The 17641-nt window shown below is 55.7% G+C and carries 16 protein-coding genes and 2 tRNA genes; 16 read left to right on the top strand and 2 right to left on the bottom strand.

All coding sequences use genetic code 11. The features are described 5' to 3' along the window. Positions 1-41 precede the first annotated feature (41 nt). Positions 42-116, top strand: a tRNA-Gln gene (locus QMN93_RS05835). A 36-nt stretch (positions 117-152) separates the two neighbouring features. Beyond that, positions 153-227: transfer RNA gene (locus QMN93_RS05830), tRNA-Gln, on the top strand. A gap of 110 nt (positions 228-337) precedes the next feature. Here QMN93_RS05830 and ubiF read toward each other — a convergent pair. Continuing rightward, positions 338-1513, bottom strand: a complete 1176-nt coding sequence (gene ubiF, locus QMN93_RS05825) for a 3-demethoxyubiquinol 3-hydroxylase (RefSeq protein WP_193138913.1) — start codon at positions 1511-1513, stop codon at positions 338-340. Between the two features lie 135 nt (positions 1514-1648). On the opposite strand from ubiF, the gene miaB reads away from it, so the two are divergent. From miaB to rihA, 10 genes are all read left to right on the top strand, one after another. Beyond that, the gene (gene miaB / locus QMN93_RS05820) at positions 1649-3073 is read left to right on the top strand and encodes a tRNA (N6-isopentenyl adenosine(37)-C2)-methylthiotransferase MiaB (protein WP_033144935.1); all 1425 of its coding nucleotides are present in this window, start codon (positions 1649-1651) and stop codon (positions 3071-3073) included. Between the two features lie 163 nt (positions 3074-3236). Further along, the gene (locus QMN93_RS05815; protein ID WP_008501053.1) at positions 3237-4283 is read left to right on the top strand and encodes a PhoH family protein; all 1047 of its coding nucleotides are present in this window, start codon (positions 3237-3239) and stop codon (positions 4281-4283) included. Then, positions 4280-4747, top strand: coding sequence for an rRNA maturation RNase YbeY (gene ybeY, locus QMN93_RS05810; RefSeq protein ID WP_008501052.1), 468 nt, complete (start codon positions 4280-4282; stop codon positions 4745-4747). Before QMN93_RS05815 ends, ybeY begins: the two co-directional genes overlap by 4 nt. An 89-nt stretch (positions 4748-4836) precedes the next feature. Then, positions 4837-5715, top strand: coding sequence for a CNNM family magnesium/cobalt transport protein CorC (gene corC / locus QMN93_RS05805; protein ID WP_021242574.1), 879 nt, complete (start codon positions 4837-4839; stop codon positions 5713-5715). Between the two features lie 5 nt (positions 5716-5720). Next, positions 5721-7259: an apolipoprotein N-acyltransferase gene (gene lnt / locus QMN93_RS05800; RefSeq protein WP_193138912.1), complete on the top strand. Its 1539-nt coding sequence runs from the start codon at positions 5721-5723 to the stop codon at positions 7257-7259. 352 nt (positions 7260-7611) lie between these two features. Beyond that, on the top strand, positions 7612-8517 hold the full coding sequence (locus QMN93_RS05795) for an amino acid ABC transporter substrate-binding protein (protein ID WP_008501049.1): 906 nt from the start codon (positions 7612-7614) through the stop codon (positions 8515-8517). A gap of 155 nt (positions 8518-8672) precedes the next feature. Next, a complete protein-coding gene (locus QMN93_RS05790) occupies positions 8673-9413 on the top strand; it encodes an amino acid ABC transporter permease (RefSeq protein ID WP_023310756.1) in 741 nt (246 codons plus the stop codon). Next, complete coding sequence (gene gltK, locus QMN93_RS05785) at positions 9413-10087, top strand: glutamate/aspartate ABC transporter permease GltK (RefSeq protein WP_014883002.1); 675 nt, start codon at positions 9413-9415, stop codon at positions 10085-10087. Before QMN93_RS05790 ends, gltK begins: the two co-directional genes overlap by 1 nt. Further along, positions 10087-10812, top strand: coding sequence for an amino acid ABC transporter ATP-binding protein (locus QMN93_RS05780; RefSeq protein ID WP_014883001.1), 726 nt, complete (start codon positions 10087-10089; stop codon positions 10810-10812). The genes gltK and QMN93_RS05780 overlap by 1 nt, the downstream gene beginning before the upstream one ends. Before the next feature lie 120 nt (positions 10813-10932). Next, on the top strand, positions 10933-11874 hold the full coding sequence (gene rihA / locus QMN93_RS05775) for a pyrimidine-specific ribonucleoside hydrolase RihA (RefSeq protein ID WP_193138911.1): 942 nt from the start codon (positions 10933-10935) through the stop codon (positions 11872-11874). Positions 11875-11953: 79 nt separating this feature from the next. Here rihA and QMN93_RS05770 read toward each other — a convergent pair whose 3' ends face one another. Next, entirely contained in the window at positions 11954-12436 is a 483-nt protein-coding gene (locus QMN93_RS05770) for a zinc ribbon-containing protein (RefSeq protein ID WP_182383955.1), read from the bottom strand. A 214-nt stretch (positions 12437-12650) separates the two neighbouring features. On the opposite strand from QMN93_RS05770, the gene leuS reads away from it, so the two are divergent. The 4 genes from leuS to nadD are packed head-to-tail and all read left to right on the top strand — an operon-like array spanning position 12651 to position 17506. Further along, entirely contained in the window at positions 12651-15233 is a 2583-nt protein-coding gene (leuS, locus tag QMN93_RS05765; protein WP_033144930.1) for a leucine--tRNA ligase, read from the top strand. Positions 15234-15247: 14 nt separating this feature from the next. Then, positions 15248-15817, top strand: coding sequence for an LPS assembly lipoprotein LptE (gene lptE, locus QMN93_RS05760; protein ID WP_064673643.1), 570 nt, complete (start codon positions 15248-15250; stop codon positions 15815-15817). After that, on the top strand, positions 15817-16848 hold the full coding sequence (gene holA / locus QMN93_RS05755) for a DNA polymerase III subunit delta (RefSeq protein WP_039261258.1): 1032 nt from the start codon (positions 15817-15819) through the stop codon (positions 16846-16848). The genes lptE and holA overlap by 1 nt, the downstream gene beginning before the upstream one ends. Then, the gene (gene nadD, locus QMN93_RS05750; RefSeq protein ID WP_029740134.1) at positions 16841-17506 is read left to right on the top strand and encodes a nicotinate-nucleotide adenylyltransferase; all 666 of its coding nucleotides are present in this window, start codon (positions 16841-16843) and stop codon (positions 17504-17506) included. Before holA ends, nadD begins: the two co-directional genes overlap by 8 nt. The last annotated feature ends 135 nt before the right edge of the window (positions 17507-17641 follow it).

Raw genomic sequence — 17641 nt, 5'->3', positions numbered from 1 at the left:
AAATTAAGATTGTCGATTTTTCGGTAATCAAGACAAATTGTTGGGGTATCGCCAAGCGGTAAGGCACCGGATTCTGATTCCGGCATTCCGAGGTTCGAATCCTCGTACCCCAGCCAATTTAAAAAGTCGTTAAGCAGTTTGTTTAACGCAATTGGGGTGTCGCCAAGCGGTAAGGCTCTGGTTTCTGATACCAGCATTCCGGGGTTCGAATCCCTGCACCCCAGCCACTTAAGTAACAAAAAAGCCCGCTCTGCGGGCTTTTTTGTTTTTGTTGTTCAGGATGGTGCGGCCTGATGCCCTCACCCAGACCCTCTCCCACTGGGAGAGGGGAAAAAGATTAGAGTCCCAGCGCGTATTTCAGCGCCTGACGCTTCAGACCACCGGCACGTTCCGCTGCCATCAATCCAATATTACGCAGAATGCGCACCGGGGCTAAGTCATTGCTGAACCCGGCATAGAACAGATCCATCCCCGACTGCATAATAAAGTTATCCGCCATGCGTCGCGTCTGGTAACGCTTCAGGACCTGATGGCTGGCCCAGTTTTCCGCGTGCCCGCGGGCGCTGCTCAGCACATCCAGTAACGCATCGACATCACGGTACCCCAGGTTCACGCCCTGCCCGGCCAGCGGATGAATGGTGTGTGCCGCATCGCCCACCAGCGCCAGCCCTTCACGGGCATACTGCAAAGCATGGCGGCGCGTGAGCGGAAATGCCCCTGCAGCGACCGGCGTCACGTTGCCCAGACGGCTCGGGAAATGCAGGCGGATTTCCCGCTGCAATTGTTCCATTGAAAGCCCCTGCAGCTGACGAATGCGTGCCGGTTTGTCGTACCAGACCAGCGATGCCCAGTTATCAAACAGCGGTAAAAACGCATGCGGACCATTCGGCGTAAAGTGCTGCCACGTGCTTTCTCCCGGCGCATTCTGGCACTCGACGGTAATCAGCATGCAGGACTGCTCATACTGCCAGGCATGAACGCCAATTCCCGCCATCTGTCTGACCTGCGAGTTAGCGCCGTCCGCTCCGACGACGAGCTTAACGGCCAGTTCATCGCCGCTGTCGAGCGTCAGCGAATACCCGCTCTCCTGGGGATGCAGAGTCTTAATCGACGCCGGAACGCGCAGCGTCACCTTCGGGTGCGCCTCCAGCGCCTGCCAGAGCGCCTGCTGAAGCACGTTGTTTTCCACCATATAACCCAGGCGCGGCAGCTTCAGCTCAGCGGCATCAAACGCGACGTGGGCATTTTCCCACTCCCAGGTTTCAAGACGGCTGTAAGGATGGGCGCGCATCGCCAGCACCGCCTCCCAGACGCCCAGCCCGCGCAGCAGATCGACGGACGCCGCGCTGATCGCGGAAATGCGCACATCCGGTTTGCTGGCGGGATCGAAGGCCGGCGGAGCAGCCTGTTCGATTAACGTTACCTCAAATCCCTGCTGCGCCAGCCCCAGCGCCAGCGCGCCGCCGACCATACCGCCGCCGACAACGGCAACTTCGGTGTGTAGGAGTGTCATGGTCAATTTTCCTTATTGGAGAATCCCTTAAGTTTACCGGATTTTTGCGGTCCTGAGACACATAACCTTCATACTGGTCACAACCCCACCAAAGCATTACAATACGCGGCTTGCAATCCTGAGCTGAGCAAGTCGATGACTAAAAAACTCCATATAAAAACCTGGGGCTGTCAGATGAACGAATACGATTCATCCAAGATGGCCGATCTGCTGGATTCAACCCACGGATACCAGTTGACTGAAAATGCGAAAGAAGCGGACGTGCTGCTGCTGAACACCTGTTCGATTCGTGAAAAAGCGCAGGAAAAAGTCTTTCACGTGTTAGGCCGCTGGAAGCTACTCAAACGAAAAAATCCGGATCTGATCATCGGGGTGGGTGGCTGCGTCGCATCGCAGGAAGGTAAGCTGATCCGCCAGAGAGCCCCGTATGTGGATATCGTCTTTGGCCCTCAGACCCTGCACCGCCTGCCGGAGATGATCAATCAGGTTCGCGGCAACCGTAGCCCGGTCGTTGACGTCAGCTTCCCGGAAATCGAAAAGTTTGACCGTCTGCCGGAGCCGCGCGCCGATGGCCCGACCGCCTTCGTCTCCATCATGGAAGGCTGCAACAAATATTGCACTTACTGCGTGGTGCCTTACACCCGTGGTGAAGAAGTCAGCCGTCCGGCAGACGATATTCTGTTTGAAATTGCGCAGCTTGCCGCACAGGGCGTTCGCGAAGTGAACCTGCTGGGCCAGAACGTGAACGCCTGGCGCGGGGAAAACTACGACGGCACCACCGGCAGCTTTGCCGAACTGCTGCGTCTGGTGGCCGCGATTGACGGTATCGACCGCATTCGCTTTACCACCAGCCATCCGATGGAGTTTACCGACGACATCATTGACGTGTATCGCGATACGCCAGAGCTGGTGAGCTTCCTGCACCTGCCGATTCAGTGTGGCTCTGACCGCGTGCTGAACCTGATGGGCCGCCCGCATACAGTGCTGGAGTATAAGTCCACCATTCGCAAGCTGCGCGAAGCCCGTCCGGATATCCAGATCAGCTCCGACTTTATCGTCGGCTTCCCTGGCGAAACTGCTGATGACTTCGAGCGCACCATGAAGCTCATCGGTGAAGTGAATTTTGACGTCAGCTACAGCTTCATCTTCTCTGCGCGTCCTGGAACACCTGCGGCCGATATGGTTGACGATGTGCCGGAAGAAGAGAAAAAGCAGCGTCTGTATATTCTGCAGGAGCGTATTAACCAGCAGGCCAACGCGTGGAGCCGCCGTATGCTTGGCACCGTTCAGCGCATTCTGGTGGAAGGCACCTCCCGCAAGAGCATTATGGAACTCTCCGGTCGTACCGAAAACAACCGCGTGGTGAACTTTGAAGGCACCCCGGATATGATCGGTAAATTCGTGGACGTCGAGATTGTCGAAGTGCTGACCAACTCGCTGCGCGCGAAGCTGGTACGCACCGAGGACGAAATGGGCCTGCGTATTGCCGAGTCACCGGAATCCGTGATCTCTCGTACCCGTAAAGAAAACGATTCTGGCGTGGGGATTTACCAGCCTTAATCCCCCTGGCCTGCCTTTCCGGCAGGCCTTGTATTTCCTCTCATCGTCCCCAATATCTTCCGCAACGCTTGCGCCTTTATTCTGTGGCGTGAATAATTTCGGTAATGACCGTTTTATTACGTCCTATCGCAATGGGTCAGTTAACCAATTAAAGAGGAACAGTTTGAATATAGATACGCGTGAAATTAGCCTTGAGCCAGCAGACAACGCTCGCCTGCTGAGCCTGTGCGGGCCGTTTGATGACAACATCAAACAACTGGAGCGACGTCTGGGTATCGAAATCAATCGTCGCGATAATCATTTCAAACTTACCGGACGCCCTATCTGCGTCAACGCCGCTGCGGACATTCTGCGTAGCCTGTATGTGGATACATCACCCATGCGCGGCGAAATTCAGGATATCGAACCGGAACAAATTCACCTCGCCATTAAAGAGGCGCGCGTGCTTGAGCAGAGCGCGGAAAGCGTGCCGGACTACGGCAAGGCCATTAACATCAAGACCAAACGTGGCGTTATTAAGCCGCGTACGCCAAACCAGGCGCAGTACATCGCCAATATCCTCGACCACGACATCACCTTCGGGGTGGGCCCTGCGGGTACGGGTAAAACCTATCTGGCCGTTGCCGCTGCGGTAGATGCGCTGGAACGCCAGGAGATCCGTCGTATTCTGCTGACCCGTCCGGCCGTTGAAGCGGGCGAAAAGCTGGGCTTCCTGCCGGGCGATCTGAGCCAGAAGGTCGACCCGTATCTGCGCCCGTTATACGATGCGCTGTTCGAGATGCTCGGCTTTGAGAAGGTTGAGAAGCTCATTGAGCGTAACGTTATCGAAGTGGCCCCGCTCGCCTACATGCGCGGTCGTACGCTGAACGATGCGTTCATCATTCTCGATGAGAGCCAGAACACCACCATCGAACAGATGAAGATGTTCCTGACGCGTATCGGCTTTAACTCGAAAGCGGTCATCACCGGTGACGTCACCCAGATCGACCTGCCGCGCAGCACCAAATCCGGCCTGCGCCACGCCATTGAGGTGCTGGCCGAGGTCGACGAAATCAGCTTTAACTTCTTCCACAGTGAAGACGTGGTACGCCACCCGGTGGTCGCGCGTATCGTTAACGCCTATGAAGCCTGGGAAGAGGCGGATCAGAAGCGTAAGGCCGAACTGGCCGCAGAACGTAAGCGCGAAGCGCAGGAGCAAGAACAGAAATGAGTCAGGTGATCCTCGATTTACAGCTGGCCTGTGAAGACAATTCCGGCATGCCAGATGAGGCACAGTTTCAGAAATGGCTGGATGCCGTTATTCCTCAGTTTCAGGAAGAATCAGAAGTCACGATTCGCCTGGTGGATGAAGCAGAAAGCCATGAGCTTAACCTGACCTATCGCGGGAAAGATAAGCCGACCAACGTGCTCTCTTTCCCGTTCGAAGCGCCGCCGGGCATTGAGATGCCGCTGTTGGGCGATCTGATCATCTGCCGTCAGGTGGTTGAACAGGAAGCCAAAGAGCAGCAAAAGCCGCTTGAGGCCCACTGGGCGCATATGGTGGTACACGGCAGCCTGCACCTGCTCGGCTACGATCACATTGAAGATGACGAAGCGGAAGAGATGGAGTCCCTCGAGACAGAGATAATGCTTGCTCTGGGCTATGAGGATCCGTACATTGCCGAGAAAGAATAGTCCGTCACCTGACGGACTCACATGCCGCCACGAAAGGATATCGCGTGGCGGTAAACGTTGAACTAACAAGAGAACCCTTAACAAACGCCATGAGCGACGACAATTCACACAGTAGCGACACGACAACCAGTAAAAAGGGATTTTTCTCCCTCATTCTGAACCAGCTTTTCCACGGCGAACCCAAAAACCGTGATGAACTGCTGGAGCTGATTCGTGATTCCGGGCAGAACGACCTTATCGACGAAGATACGCGCGAAATGCTCGAAGGGGTTATGGACATCGCCGACCAGCGCGTTCGCGATATCATGATCCCCCGCTCGCAGATGATCACCCTGAAACGTAACCAGACTCTGGACGAGTGCCTCGATGTGATCATTGAATCCGCCCACTCGCGTTTCCCGGTCATCAGCGAAGATAAAGATCACATCGAAGGGATTTTGATGGCGAAAGATCTGCTGCCGTTTATGCGCAGCGATGCCGAAGCCTTCAGCATGGAAAAAGTGTTACGCCAGGCCGTGGTTGTGCCGGAAAGTAAACGTGTGGATCGGATGCTGAAAGAGTTTCGCTCTCAGCGTTACCACATGGCGATTGTTATTGATGAGTTTGGTGGCGTTTCCGGTCTGGTCACGATCGAAGATATTCTTGAGCTGATCGTGGGCGAAATTGAAGACGAGTATGACGAAGAAGAAGATATCGACTTCCGTCAGCTTAGCCGCCACACCTGGACCGTGCGCGCGCTGGCCTCCATCGAGGACTTCAACGACGCCTTCGGTACCCACTTCAGCGATGAAGAGGTCGATACCATTGGCGGGCTGGTGATGCAGGCCTTTGGCCACCTCCCGGCGCGCGGTGAGACCGTTGACATTGACGGTTACCAGTTCAAAGTGGCAATGGCCGACAGCCGACGTATTATACAGGTTCACGTCAGAACGCCGGACGACTCACCGGTGCCAAAACTGGAAGATTAATGTAAATGGCATTTGCCCCACTGCTTGAACGCCAGCGCATCCGTTTGCTGCTGGCGCTGTTACTTGGAGCCAGCGGTACGCTGGCTTTCTCTCCTTACGACATCTGGCCCGCGGCCATTCTCTCCCTGATGGGGCTTCAGGGTCTGACCCTGAATCGTCGTCCGGTACAGGCTGCCGCTATCGGTTACTTCTGGGGGCTGGGTCTGTTTGGCTCAGGCATCAACTGGGTTTATGTCAGCATCGCCCAGTTTGGCGGAATGCCGGGGCCGGTTAACGTCTTCCTCGTTGTGCTGCTCGCCGCCTATCTCTCGCTCTATACCGGACTCTTCGCAGGGATCCTCTCGCGTCTGTGGCCTAAAACCACCTGGCTGCGCGTCGCGATTGCGGCGCCCGTCGTCTGGCAAATTACCGAGTTCCTGCGCGGCTGGGTGCTGACGGGCTTCCCGTGGCTGCAGTTCGGCTACAGCCAGATTGACGGCCCGCTGAAAGGTCTGGCGCCGGTAATGGGTGTTGAAGCCATTAACTTCCTGCTGATGGTGGTTAGCGGCCTGCTGGTCCTGGCGCTGGTCCAGCGCTGCTGGAAACCGCTGGCTGTGGCGCTGGTGCTGTTTGCCCTGCCCTTCCCGCTGCGTTATATCCAGTGGTTCACGCCTGAGCCAGAGCGCACCCTGCAGGTGTCCATGGTGCAGGGGAATATTCCGCAGTCTATGAAGTGGGATGAGAAAGAGCTGCTGAATACGCTGAAGATCTACGCCAACGCCACCGAAGAGGTGATGGGTAAATCCCAGCTGATTATCTGGCCGGAATCTGCGATCCCCGATCTGGAAATTAACCAGCAGCCGTTCCTCAACATGATGAACGACCTGCTGCTGGCGCACGGCAGCACGCTGATCACCGGGATTGTCGATGCGCGTCTGAATCAGCAGAACCGCTACGACACCTACAACAGCATCATTACGCTCGGGAAAGATAGCGAGTACAGCTACCACTCCACTGACCGGTACAACAAGAACCACCTGGTGCCGTTTGGTGAATTTGTCCCGCTGGAGTCGATTCTGCGCCCGCTGGCCCCGTTTTTTGACCTGCCGATGTCCTCTTTCAGCCGCGGCCCGTACGTACAGCCTCAGCTGCACGCGCACGGCCTGGCCCTGACGGCGGCCATCTGCTACGAAATCATTCTCGGCGAGCAGGTGCGCGATAACTTCCGCCCGGATACTGACTATCTGCTGACCATCTCCAACGACGCCTGGTTTGGTAAGTCAATCGGCCCGTGGCAGCACTTCCAGATGGCACGTATGCGCTCTCTGGAGCTGGCGCGTCCGCTGCTGCGCAGCACCAACAACGGCATCACGGCTGTGATTGGTCCGCAGGGTGAAATTCAGGCGATGATCCCGCAGTTTACCCGTGAGGTACTGACCACTAAAGTCACGCCAACCACCGGGCTGACGCCATACGCGCGCACCGGCAACTGGCCGCTGTGGATACTGACCGTGCTGTTCGGCTTTGGCGCGGTGCTGATGAGCCTGCGTCAGCGTCGGAAATAACCTTCCCTCCTGTTGTCGGGTGGCGTAGCCGCCACCCGACAATTTTCTCCAGACTCCCATTCTGGCACGCCTATTGCTTTGTTTATTCAGGTAAACGCAGTTTGGCTTAACGTGCAACTTTGTCGCACCAGCGTAGATCATCGGTAGCACCGAAACGGTGCAACGGGAGATATTTGCCTCTGATTGGTGCGGCGCGCTTCGCAAAAATAAACAATAACGCAGCAAAATCTTTACATTAAGCCAGACTAAATGTTAACAAGCTTGCATAACACTGCACTCGCATTGCGCGAGATATAACAACATCACAATGGGTATCAATGCGTCGCTGGCGCTGATAAAAAAGGAGTTGGGTATGCAATTACGTAAACTGGCCACAGCAATGCTGGTTATGGGAATGTCTGCAGGCGTGGTTCACGCTGAAGATGCGCCTGCAGCAGGCAGCACTCTCGACAAGATTGCCAAAAACGGCGTCATCGTGGTCGGCCACCGTGAATCTTCAGTCCCGTTCTCTTACTACGACAACACGCAAAAAGTCGTGGGCTATTCACAGGATTACTCCAACGCCATCGTTGAAGCTGTGAAGAAAAAGCTGAACAAACCTGACCTGCAGGTGAAGCTGATCCCAATCACTTCACAGAACCGTATTCCACTGCTGCAAAACGGCACCTTTGACTTCGAGTGTGGCTCCACCACCAACAACCTCGAGCGTCAGAAACAGGCTGCCTTCTCTGACACCATCTTTGTCGTGGGCACCCGTCTGCTGACGAAGAAAGGCGGTGAGATCAAAGACTTCGCTGACCTGAAAGGCAAAGCGGTTGTTGTGACCTCCGGTACCACGTCAGAAGTGCTGCTGCATAAGCTGAACGACGAGAAGAAAATGGATATGCGCATCATCAGCGCGAAAGACCATGGCGACTCCTTCCGTACCCTGGAAAGCGGTCGTGCCGTCGCGTTTATGATGGATGACGCCCTGCTGGCGGGCGAACGTGCGAAAGCGAAGAAACCAGACAACTGGGATATCGTCGGTACCGCGCAGTCCAAAGAAGCCTACGGCTGTATGCTGCGTAAAGACGATCCGCAGTTCAAAAAGCTGATCGATGACACCATCGCTCAGGTGCAGACCTCCGGCGAAGCGGAAAAATGGTTCGACAAATGGTTCAAGAACCCGATTCCACCAAAAAACCTGAACATGAATTTTGAACTGTCTGACGACATGAAGGCGCTGTTCAAATCTCCAAATGACAAGGCTCTTAACTAATTAGAACTACAGGGGCGGGATCTCCTGCCCTCTCGATTGTCGGGAAGCATGGACAGACTATACGTTGAGTGGTCGTTCCCCACTCAGCGCGAAAAATGAGCTTCTCACCAATCTTCGAGGGTAGCGCTGCTACCCTTTTTTTTCTGGAGTTTATTATGTCAATAGACTGGAACTGGGGCATATTCCTGCAACAAGCCCCGTTCGGCAACACCACCTATCTTGGCTGGCTGTGGAGCGGCTTTCAGGTCACCGTGGCACTATCGATAACGGCGTGGATTATCGCGTTTCTTGTCGGTTCTTTGTTCGGTATTCTGCGCACCGTCCCTAACCGTTTTCTTTCAACGCTTGGCACCCTGTATGTGGAACTGTTCCGTAACGTTCCGCTGATCGTGCAATTCTTTACCTGGTATCTGGTCATCCCGGAACTGCTGCCGGAAAATATTGGCATGTGGTTCAAGTCGGAGCTGGATCCGAACGTGCAGTTCTTTGTCTCCTCCATGATGTGTCTGGGGCTGTTTACCGCTGCGCGCGTTTGCGAGCAGGTGCGTGCCGCCATTCAGTCATTGCCGCGCGGACAAAAAAACGCTGGCCTGGCGATGGGCCTGACGCTGCCCCAAACCTACCGCTACGTGCTGCTGCCTAACGCCTACCGGGTTATCGTTCCACCGATGACCTCCGAGATGATGAACCTGGTGAAAAACTCGGCCATCGCCTCAACCATCGGCCTGGTGGATATGGCCGCGCAGGCGGGCAAGCTGCTGGATTATTCCGCTCACGCGTGGGAATCCTTCACCGCGATCACGCTCGCGTATGTTCTGATTAACGCTTTCATCATGCTGGTGATGAACCTGGTTGAACGTAAAATCCGCCTGCCGGGTAATCTGGGGGGCAAATAATGTACGAATTTGACTGGAGTTCTATCGTTCCATCCATGCCTTACCTGCTTGATGGCCTGGTGATTACCTTAAAAATCACCGTTATTGCCATCATCATTGGTATCGTCTGGGGCACCCTGCTGGCCGTCATGCGCCTGTCGAGCTTTAAGCCGCTCGCCTGGTTTGCGACCGCCTACGTTAACGTGTTCCGCTCCATCCCGCTGGTGATGGTGCTGCTGTGGTTTTACCTGATTGTGCCCGGCTTCCTGCAGAACGTGCTGGGGCTGTCGCCGAAAACCGATATCCGTCTGATCTCCGCCATGGTGGCGTTCTCAATGTTCGAGGCCGCTTACTACTCGGAGATTATCCGAGCGGGCATTCAGAGTATCTCCCGCGGGCAATCCAGCGCCGCGCTGGCGCTGGGAATGACGCACTGGCAGTCCATGCAGCTCATTATTCTGCCGCAGGCGTTTCGCGCCATGGTTCCGCTCCTGCTGACCCAGGGCATCGTGCTGTTCCAGGATACCTCGCTGGTCTACGTTCTGAGTCTGGCAGACTTCTTCCGTACCGCGTCAACCATCGGTGAACGTGATGGTACGCAGGTCGAGATGGTGCTCTTTGCGGGTGCGGTCTATTTTGTGATTAGTTTAAGCGCGTCGCTGTTGGTCAGCTGGCTGAAGAAAAGGACGGTATAATGATTTCCCTGAAAAATGTTTCTAAATGGTATGGGCACTTTCAGGTGCTGACCGACTGCTCCACCGAAGTCAAAAAAGGCGACGTAGTGGTGGTATGCGGGCCGTCCGGCTCCGGTAAATCGACGCTGATTAAAACCGTCAACGGACTGGAGCCGGTGCAGCAGGGTGAGATCGTTGTCAACGGCACCAAAGTCAACGATAAGAAAACTAATCTCGCCCAGCTTCGCTCTCACGTTGGCATGGTGTTCCAGCACTTTGAGCTGTTCCCTCACCTCTCCATTATTGAGAACCTGACGCTGGCGCAGGTAAAAGTGCTGAAGCGTGATAAAAAAGCGTCGCGCGAGAAAGGTCTGAAGCTCCTGGAACGCGTTGGGCTTTCGGCGCATGCCGATAAGTTCCCGGCACAGCTTTCTGGCGGCCAACAGCAGCGTGTGGCGATCGCCCGCGCGCTGTGTATGGATCCGGTGGCGATGCTGTTTGATGAGCCAACGTCGGCGCTCGATCCAGAGATGATCAATGAAGTGCTGGACGTAATGGTCGAGCTGGCGCACGAAGGGATGACCATGATGGTGGTGACCCACGAAATGGGCTTTGCCCGTAAAGTGGCCAACCGCGTGATCTTTATGGACGAAGGGAAAATTGTCGAAGACTCACCGAAAGAAGAGTTCTTCGCTAACCCGAAATCAGAGCGTGCGAAAGATTTCCTCGCGAAAATCCTGCACTAACCTTCCCGGTGCGCAATCTGCGGATTGCGCACTGCTTCACGCTTTCGCTCAGTTCCTCTCGTCGGCGTCACATTGCAGCGTTAACCTTGTCACAAAATAACGCTACGTATGGAGAACGCTATGGCACAGCCTATTATTCTCGATTGCGATCCGGGTCATGACGACGCGATCGCGCTCGTCCTTGCACTTGCCTCCCCTGAACTCGACGTAAAAGCCGTCACCTCGTCCGCCGGAAACCAGACCCCTGAAAAAACCCTGCGCAACGTGCTGCGCATGCTCACGCTGCTCAAACGCACAGATATTCCTGTCGCCGGCGGGGCCGTGAAGCCGCTGATGCGCGAGCTGATTATTGCCGACAACGTTCATGGTGAAAGCGGGCTGGACGGTCCGGCACTGCCGGAGCCGGGTTTCACGCCGCAAAACGGTACCGCCGTCGAGCTGATGGCGAAGGTGCTGCGCGAAAGTGCAGAACCGGTAACGCTGGTGGCAACCGGACCGCAAACCAACGTTGCGCTGCTGCTGAACAGCCATCCTGAGCTGCATAATAAAATTGCCCGTATTGTGATTATGGGTGGCGCCATGGGGCTCGGTAACTGGACGCCAGCGGCGGAGTTCAACATCTTTGTCGACCCGGAAGCGGCGGAAATCGTCTTCCAGTCCGGCTTACCGATTGTAATGGCGGGACTGGACGTTACCCACCGCGCGCAGATTATGGCGGACGATATTGAGCGATTCCGCTCGGTGGGTAATACGGTCGCGACAACCGTGGCCGAGCTGCTCGACTTCTTTATGGAGTATCACAAAGTAGAGAAATGGGGCTTCCACGGCGCGCCGCTGCACGACCCGTGCACCATTGCCTGGCTACTGAAGCCGGAGATGTTCACCACGGTGGACAGATGGGTTGGTGTTGAGACGCAGGGAAAATACACCCAGGGAATGACGGTGGTGGATTACTACTCGCTGACGGGGAATAAACCGAATACCACGGTGATGGTGGACATCGACCGCGAGGCGTTTGTGGATTTGCTGGCGGAGAGACTTGCTTACTATAGTGCGGCCTGATGCCCTCACCCCAACCCTCTCCCACGGGGAGAGGGGGCAAACACTAAAAACGGCAACGTGGTTGCCGTTTTGCTTTTATTTATGGCTCAAACGGCCGACGCTGGAACTGATCGTGGCCGCATTTCGGACACAGCGGCAGGACATCCGGCGTATATACCGCAATATGGTGGTGGCAATTCTCACATACCAGATTTCCCAAGCCGACCACCTCACCACTGTGATACACACCGTGATGGTTCAAATCCTGAAAGACCTCGCGCCACTCCAGCTGCGTTTTATCCGTGATGTCGGCCAGCTCTTGCCACAGGCTCTCTTTAATAACCCGCATAAAAACGCTGTCCGTGACCTCCTCCTGGCTCTCCTGGTAGCTGCGCGCGAACTCTTCCAGATCGCGACGCACGGCGCGCGTCACCTCTTCCACTTCGGTTCGCGTTAACTCACCCGTTTGCATCACGCGGGCACGCGCTTGCTCCACCAGCGCGTCGATATCTCGCTCGCCGTTACGCAGCCGTTCCGTCAGTGTCGCCACCAGTTCGCGGTAAAATTGAGCAACCTTGTTCATCATTTTGCCTCCCGGGTAAGTAACTATTTCTAATAATAGACCTTATTTCATCGCCGCTTTGTCAGGTGAAGCACAGACCCGGTAAATTCCTGCAAAGCGCATTTGTGCGAAAGGCTGTTTTGACGCGGGCGTTTGGGCTATGCTATGCGGATCTGAATGACCACATCCATTGGCTACATTTGTAGCTGTATTGAAAACAGGACCACTGGCTGCCATGCAAGAGCAATACCGCCCGGAAGAGATAGAATCAAAAGTCCAGCAACACTGGGACGAGAAGCGCACCTTTGAAGTAACCGAAGACGAGAGCAAAGAGAAGTATTACTGCCTGTCGATGCTTCCCTATCCTTCTGGTCGACTACACATGGGCCATGTGCGTAACTACACCATCGGCGATGTGATTGCACGCTACCAGCGCATGCTGGGTAAAAACGTTCTGCAGCCTATCGGCTGGGATGCGTTCGGTCTGCCTGCGGAAGGCGCGGCGGTCAAAAACAACACCGCACCGGCACCGTGGACGTACGACAACATCGCGTACATGAAAAACCAGCTCAAAATGCTGGGCTTTGGCTATGACTGGAGCCGCGAGCTGGCAACCTGTACCCCGGAATACTATCGCTGGGAGCAGAAGTTCTTCACCGAGCTGTACAAAAAAGGCCTGGTGTATAAGAAGACCTCTGCCGTTAACTGGTGTCCGAACGACCAGACCGTTCTCGCGAACGAACAGGTTATCGACGGCTGCTGCTGGCGCTGTGACACCAAAGTTGAGCGTAAAGAGATCCCACAGTGGTTTATCAAAATCACCGCTTACGCTGATGAGCTGCTGAACGATCTGGATAACCTCGACCACTGGCCAGATACCGTTAAGACCATGCAGCGCAACTGGATCGGCCGTTCTGAAGGCGTGGAGATTACCTTCAACGTTGAGAACTACGACCAGACCCTGACTGTCTACACCACCCGTCCGGACACCTTCATGGGCGCGACCTACCTGGCCGTGGCCGCAGGTCACCCGCTGGCGCAGAAAGCGGCAGAGAATAACCCGGAGCTGGCCACCTTCATTGACGAGTGCCGCAACACCAAAGTGGCCGAAGCCGACATGGCGACGATGGAGAAAAAAGGCGTCGCGACAGGCTTCTATGCGAAGCATCCGCTGACTGGCGAAGCGATTCCTGTCTGGGCAGCGAACTTCGTGCTGATGGAGTACGGTACAGGCGCGGTAATGGCCGTTCCGGGACACGATCAGCGCGACTACGAGTTTGCCACCAAATACAGCCTGCCGATTAAAGCCGTTATTCTGGCCGCCGATGGTTCTGAACCCGACCTGTCCGAACAAGCGCTGACCGAAAAAGGCACCCTGTTCAACTCCGGTGAATTCAGCGGCCTGAGCTTCGAAGAGGGCTTCAACGCCATCGCCGATAAGCTGGCCTCTCTGGGCGTAGGCGAGCGTAAAGTTAACTTCCGTCTGCGCGACTGGGGCGTGTCCCGTCAGCGTTACTGGGGCGCGCCAATCCCAATGGTGACGCTGGAAGATGGCACCGTGATGCCAACGCCGGAAGATCAGCTCCCGGTGATCCTGCCGGAAGACGTGGTCATGGACGGTATCACCAGCCCGATCAAAGCCGATCCTGAGTGGGCAAAAACCACCGTCAACGGTCAGCCTGCGCTGCGTGAAACCGACACCTTTGACACCTTTATGGAGTCATCCTGGTACTATGCGCGCTACACCTGCCCGCAGTATCAGGACGGTATGCTCGATTCCGATGCGGCAAACTACTGGCTGCCGGTTGATATCTATATCGGCGGCATCGAACACGCCATCATGCACCTGCTCTACTTCCGCTTCTTCCACAAACTGATGCGCGATGCAGGCATGGTGAACTCTGACGAACCAGCAAAACAGCTGCTGTGTCAGGGCATGGTACTGGCGGATGCGTTCTATTACGTCGGTGCTAACGGCGAGCGTAACTGGGTTTCTCCGGTTGATGCGATCGTCGAGCGCGACGAGAAAGGCCGTATCGTTAAGGCGAAAGACGCCGAAGGTCATGAACTGGTCTATACCGGCATGAGCAAGATGTCTAAGTCGAAAAACAACGGCATCGATCCGCAGGTAATGGTTGAGCGTTACGGTGCGGACACCGTGCGTCTGTTCATGATGTTTGCCTCTCCGGCCGACATGACCCTGGAATGGCAGGAGTCTGGCGTGGAAGGGGCGAACCGCTTCCTGAAACGCGTCTGGAAACTGGTTTACGAACACACTGCACTGGGCGATGCCCCGGCGCTGAACGCCGCCGCACTGACTGAAGATCAGCAGGCGCTGCGTCGCGATGTTCATAAAACGATTGCGAAAGTGACCGATGATATTGGTCGTCGTCAGACCTTCAATACCGCAATTGCGGCTATTATGGAACTGATGAACAAGCTGGCGAAGGCTCCGCAGGACGGCGAGCAGGATCGTGCCTTAATGCGTGAAGCGCTGCTGGCCGTCGTTCGCATGCTGAACCCGTTCACTCCGCACGTCAGCTTCACCCTGTGGCAGGAGCTGAAAGGCGAAGGCGATATTGACAACGCGCCGTGGCCGCAGGCTGACGAAGCCGCGATGGTGGAAAACACGACGCTGGTTGTGGTCCAGGTAAACGGCAAAGTCCGCGGTAAAATTACCGTGGCGGTCGATGCAACCGAAGAACAGGTTCGCGAGCGCGCGGGCCAGGAACCTCTGGTCGCAAAATATCTTGAGGGCGTTACCGTACGTAAAGTGATCTACGTACCGGGTAAACTGCTCAATCTGGTCGTTGGCTAAGCGCGGGAGGAAACGTGCGACAACTGGCAACAATACTCTTATCACTGGCGGTGCTTGTCACCGCCGGCTGTGGCTGGCACCTGCGCAATACCACGGCAGTGCCTGCTGAGATGAAAACGATGATTTTCGACTCATCGGATCCGAATGGTCCACTCAGCCGGGCAGTTCGTAATCAGCTGCGTCTGAACGGCGTTGAGCTTGTTGAGAAACGAACGCTGCGCCAGGATGTACCGTCTCTGCGTATCATCGGAGGAGGTCTGTCGAGAGATACGGCCTCTATCTTCCAGGATGGTCGTACAGCTGAATATCAGATGGTGCTGACGGTCAACGCAGCGGTCCTGATCCCGGGTAAAGACATCTATCCGATCAGCGCGAAAGTGTTCCGTTCGTTCTTCGATAACCCGCAGACGGCATTGGCAAAAGATGCCGAACAGCAGATTATCATCAACGAAATGTACGACAAGGCGGCGGAACAGCTGATCCGTAAACTGCCAGGTATTGCAGCGTCTACCCGACAAGGCTCTGACATTGTTGAAAAACCGGTTGCTGGCACGCTTCCTGCTGCTAACTCTCTGGGTAAATGATGATCAGGCTGTATCCTGAACAACTCCGCGCGCAGCTCAAAGAAGGGCTGCGCGCGGCGTATTTGCTTCTTGGAAACGATCCGTTATTGCTTCAGGAAAGCCTGGATGCCGTGCGGCATGAAGCCGCCTCTCAGGGCTTCGATGAACACCACACCGTCCAGCTGGATAACAACACCGACTGGAATGCCCTCTTCTCACTCTGTCAGGCGATGAGCCTTTTTGCGTCGCGCCAGACTATTCAGATCCTGCTGCCGGAGAACGGCCCTAACGCGGCCATCAATGAACAGCTGGCCACGCTGGTCAGCCTGCTTCACAGCGATCTGCTGCTGATTGTGCGCGGCAACAAGCTCACCAAAGCGCAGGAAAATGCGGCGTGGTTCACCCAACTCGCAGCCCGCGCGGTACAGGTTACCTGTCAGACGCCTGAACAGGCGCATCTGCCAAAATGGGTGGCAGCGAGAGCGAAGCAGAACAACCTTCAGCTGGATGATGCGGCGAACCAACTGCTCTGCTACTGCTATGAAGGTAACCTGCTGGCCCTGGCGCAGGCGCTGGACAGACTCTCCCTGCTCTGGCCAGATGGCAAGCTGACCTTACCGCGCGTCGAGCAGGCCGTTAACGACGCGGCACACTTCACGCCGTTCCACTGGGTGGACGCGCTGCTGTCGGCGAAAAGCAAACGCGCCCTGCATATTCTGCAACAGCTGCGTCTCGAAGGGAGCGAACCGGTTATTCTGCTGCGTACGCTGCAGCGCGAATTATTGCTGCTGATTACGCTCAAGCGTCAGTCGGCCCATACGCCGCTGCGTTCGCTGTTTGATAAACACCGCGTGTGGCAAAATCGCCGGGCTTTGATCACCGAAGCCGTCAACCGCCTGAGTCATGAACAGCTTCGTCAGGCTGTGCAGCTTCTGATGCGCGCTGAGCTCACGTTAAAACAAGATTATGGCCAGTCGGTCTGGGCGGAGCTGGAAAGCCTTTCTCTGCTGCTCTGCCACAAGGCGCTGGCAGACGTTTTTATTGATGGATAGCATGCATTCTTTACAGGCCTTATATGGCGGCACCTTCGACCCGGTACATTACGGGCATCTGAAGCCGGTTGAAATTCTGGCGAATCTGATCGGCCTTCAGCGCGTCACCATCATGCCCAACAATGTCCCGCCCCATCGTCCACAGCCCGAGGCGACCAGCGAGCAGCGAAAAGAGATGCTTGCCCTTGCCATCGCAGATAAACCGCTATTCCGACTTGACGAGCGTGAGCTGCGTCGCGACACGCCCTCCTGGACGTCTCAGACGCTTCAGGAGTGGCGCGCCGAACAAGGGCCAGACCAGCCGCTGGCCTTTATCATCGGCCAGGATTCTCTGCTGAATTTCCCTACGTGGCATCAGTATGAAACCATCCTGGAGAACAGCCACCTGCTCGTCTGCCGCCGTCCCGGCTATCCGCTGACCATGCGCGAAGAGCAGTACCAGCAGTGGCTGGAAGACCATCTCACCGATAATGTTGAAGATCTTCACAACCAGCCTGCCGGGAAGATCTATCTGGCGGAAACGCCGTGGTTTGATATCTCTGCAACCCTCATTCGCGAGCGTTTACAGCAGGGTTTAGCGTGTGACGATCTGCTGCCAACCCCGGTGCTGGCCTATATCCATGCGCACGGTTTGTATCAGAAAAGCGCAGATGAATAGCCGGAGAGCATAAAAAGCGGCTTATTGTTTATCCTGCCTTGACAGGGTAAGCCATACTGTTATTCTCCGCTGCCAGACTTTCCCGCCGATCATTGCTTTACAGAAATTGTTTTACAAAAATGGCAATGCAATCTC

This window comes from Enterobacter sp. R-1.6.2, from assembly GCF_035064085.1.
GTDB lineage: Bacteria > Pseudomonadota > Gammaproteobacteria > Enterobacterales > Enterobacteriaceae > Enterobacter > Enterobacter asburiae_B.
This window is presented reverse-complemented; position numbering and strand designations above follow the sequence as displayed.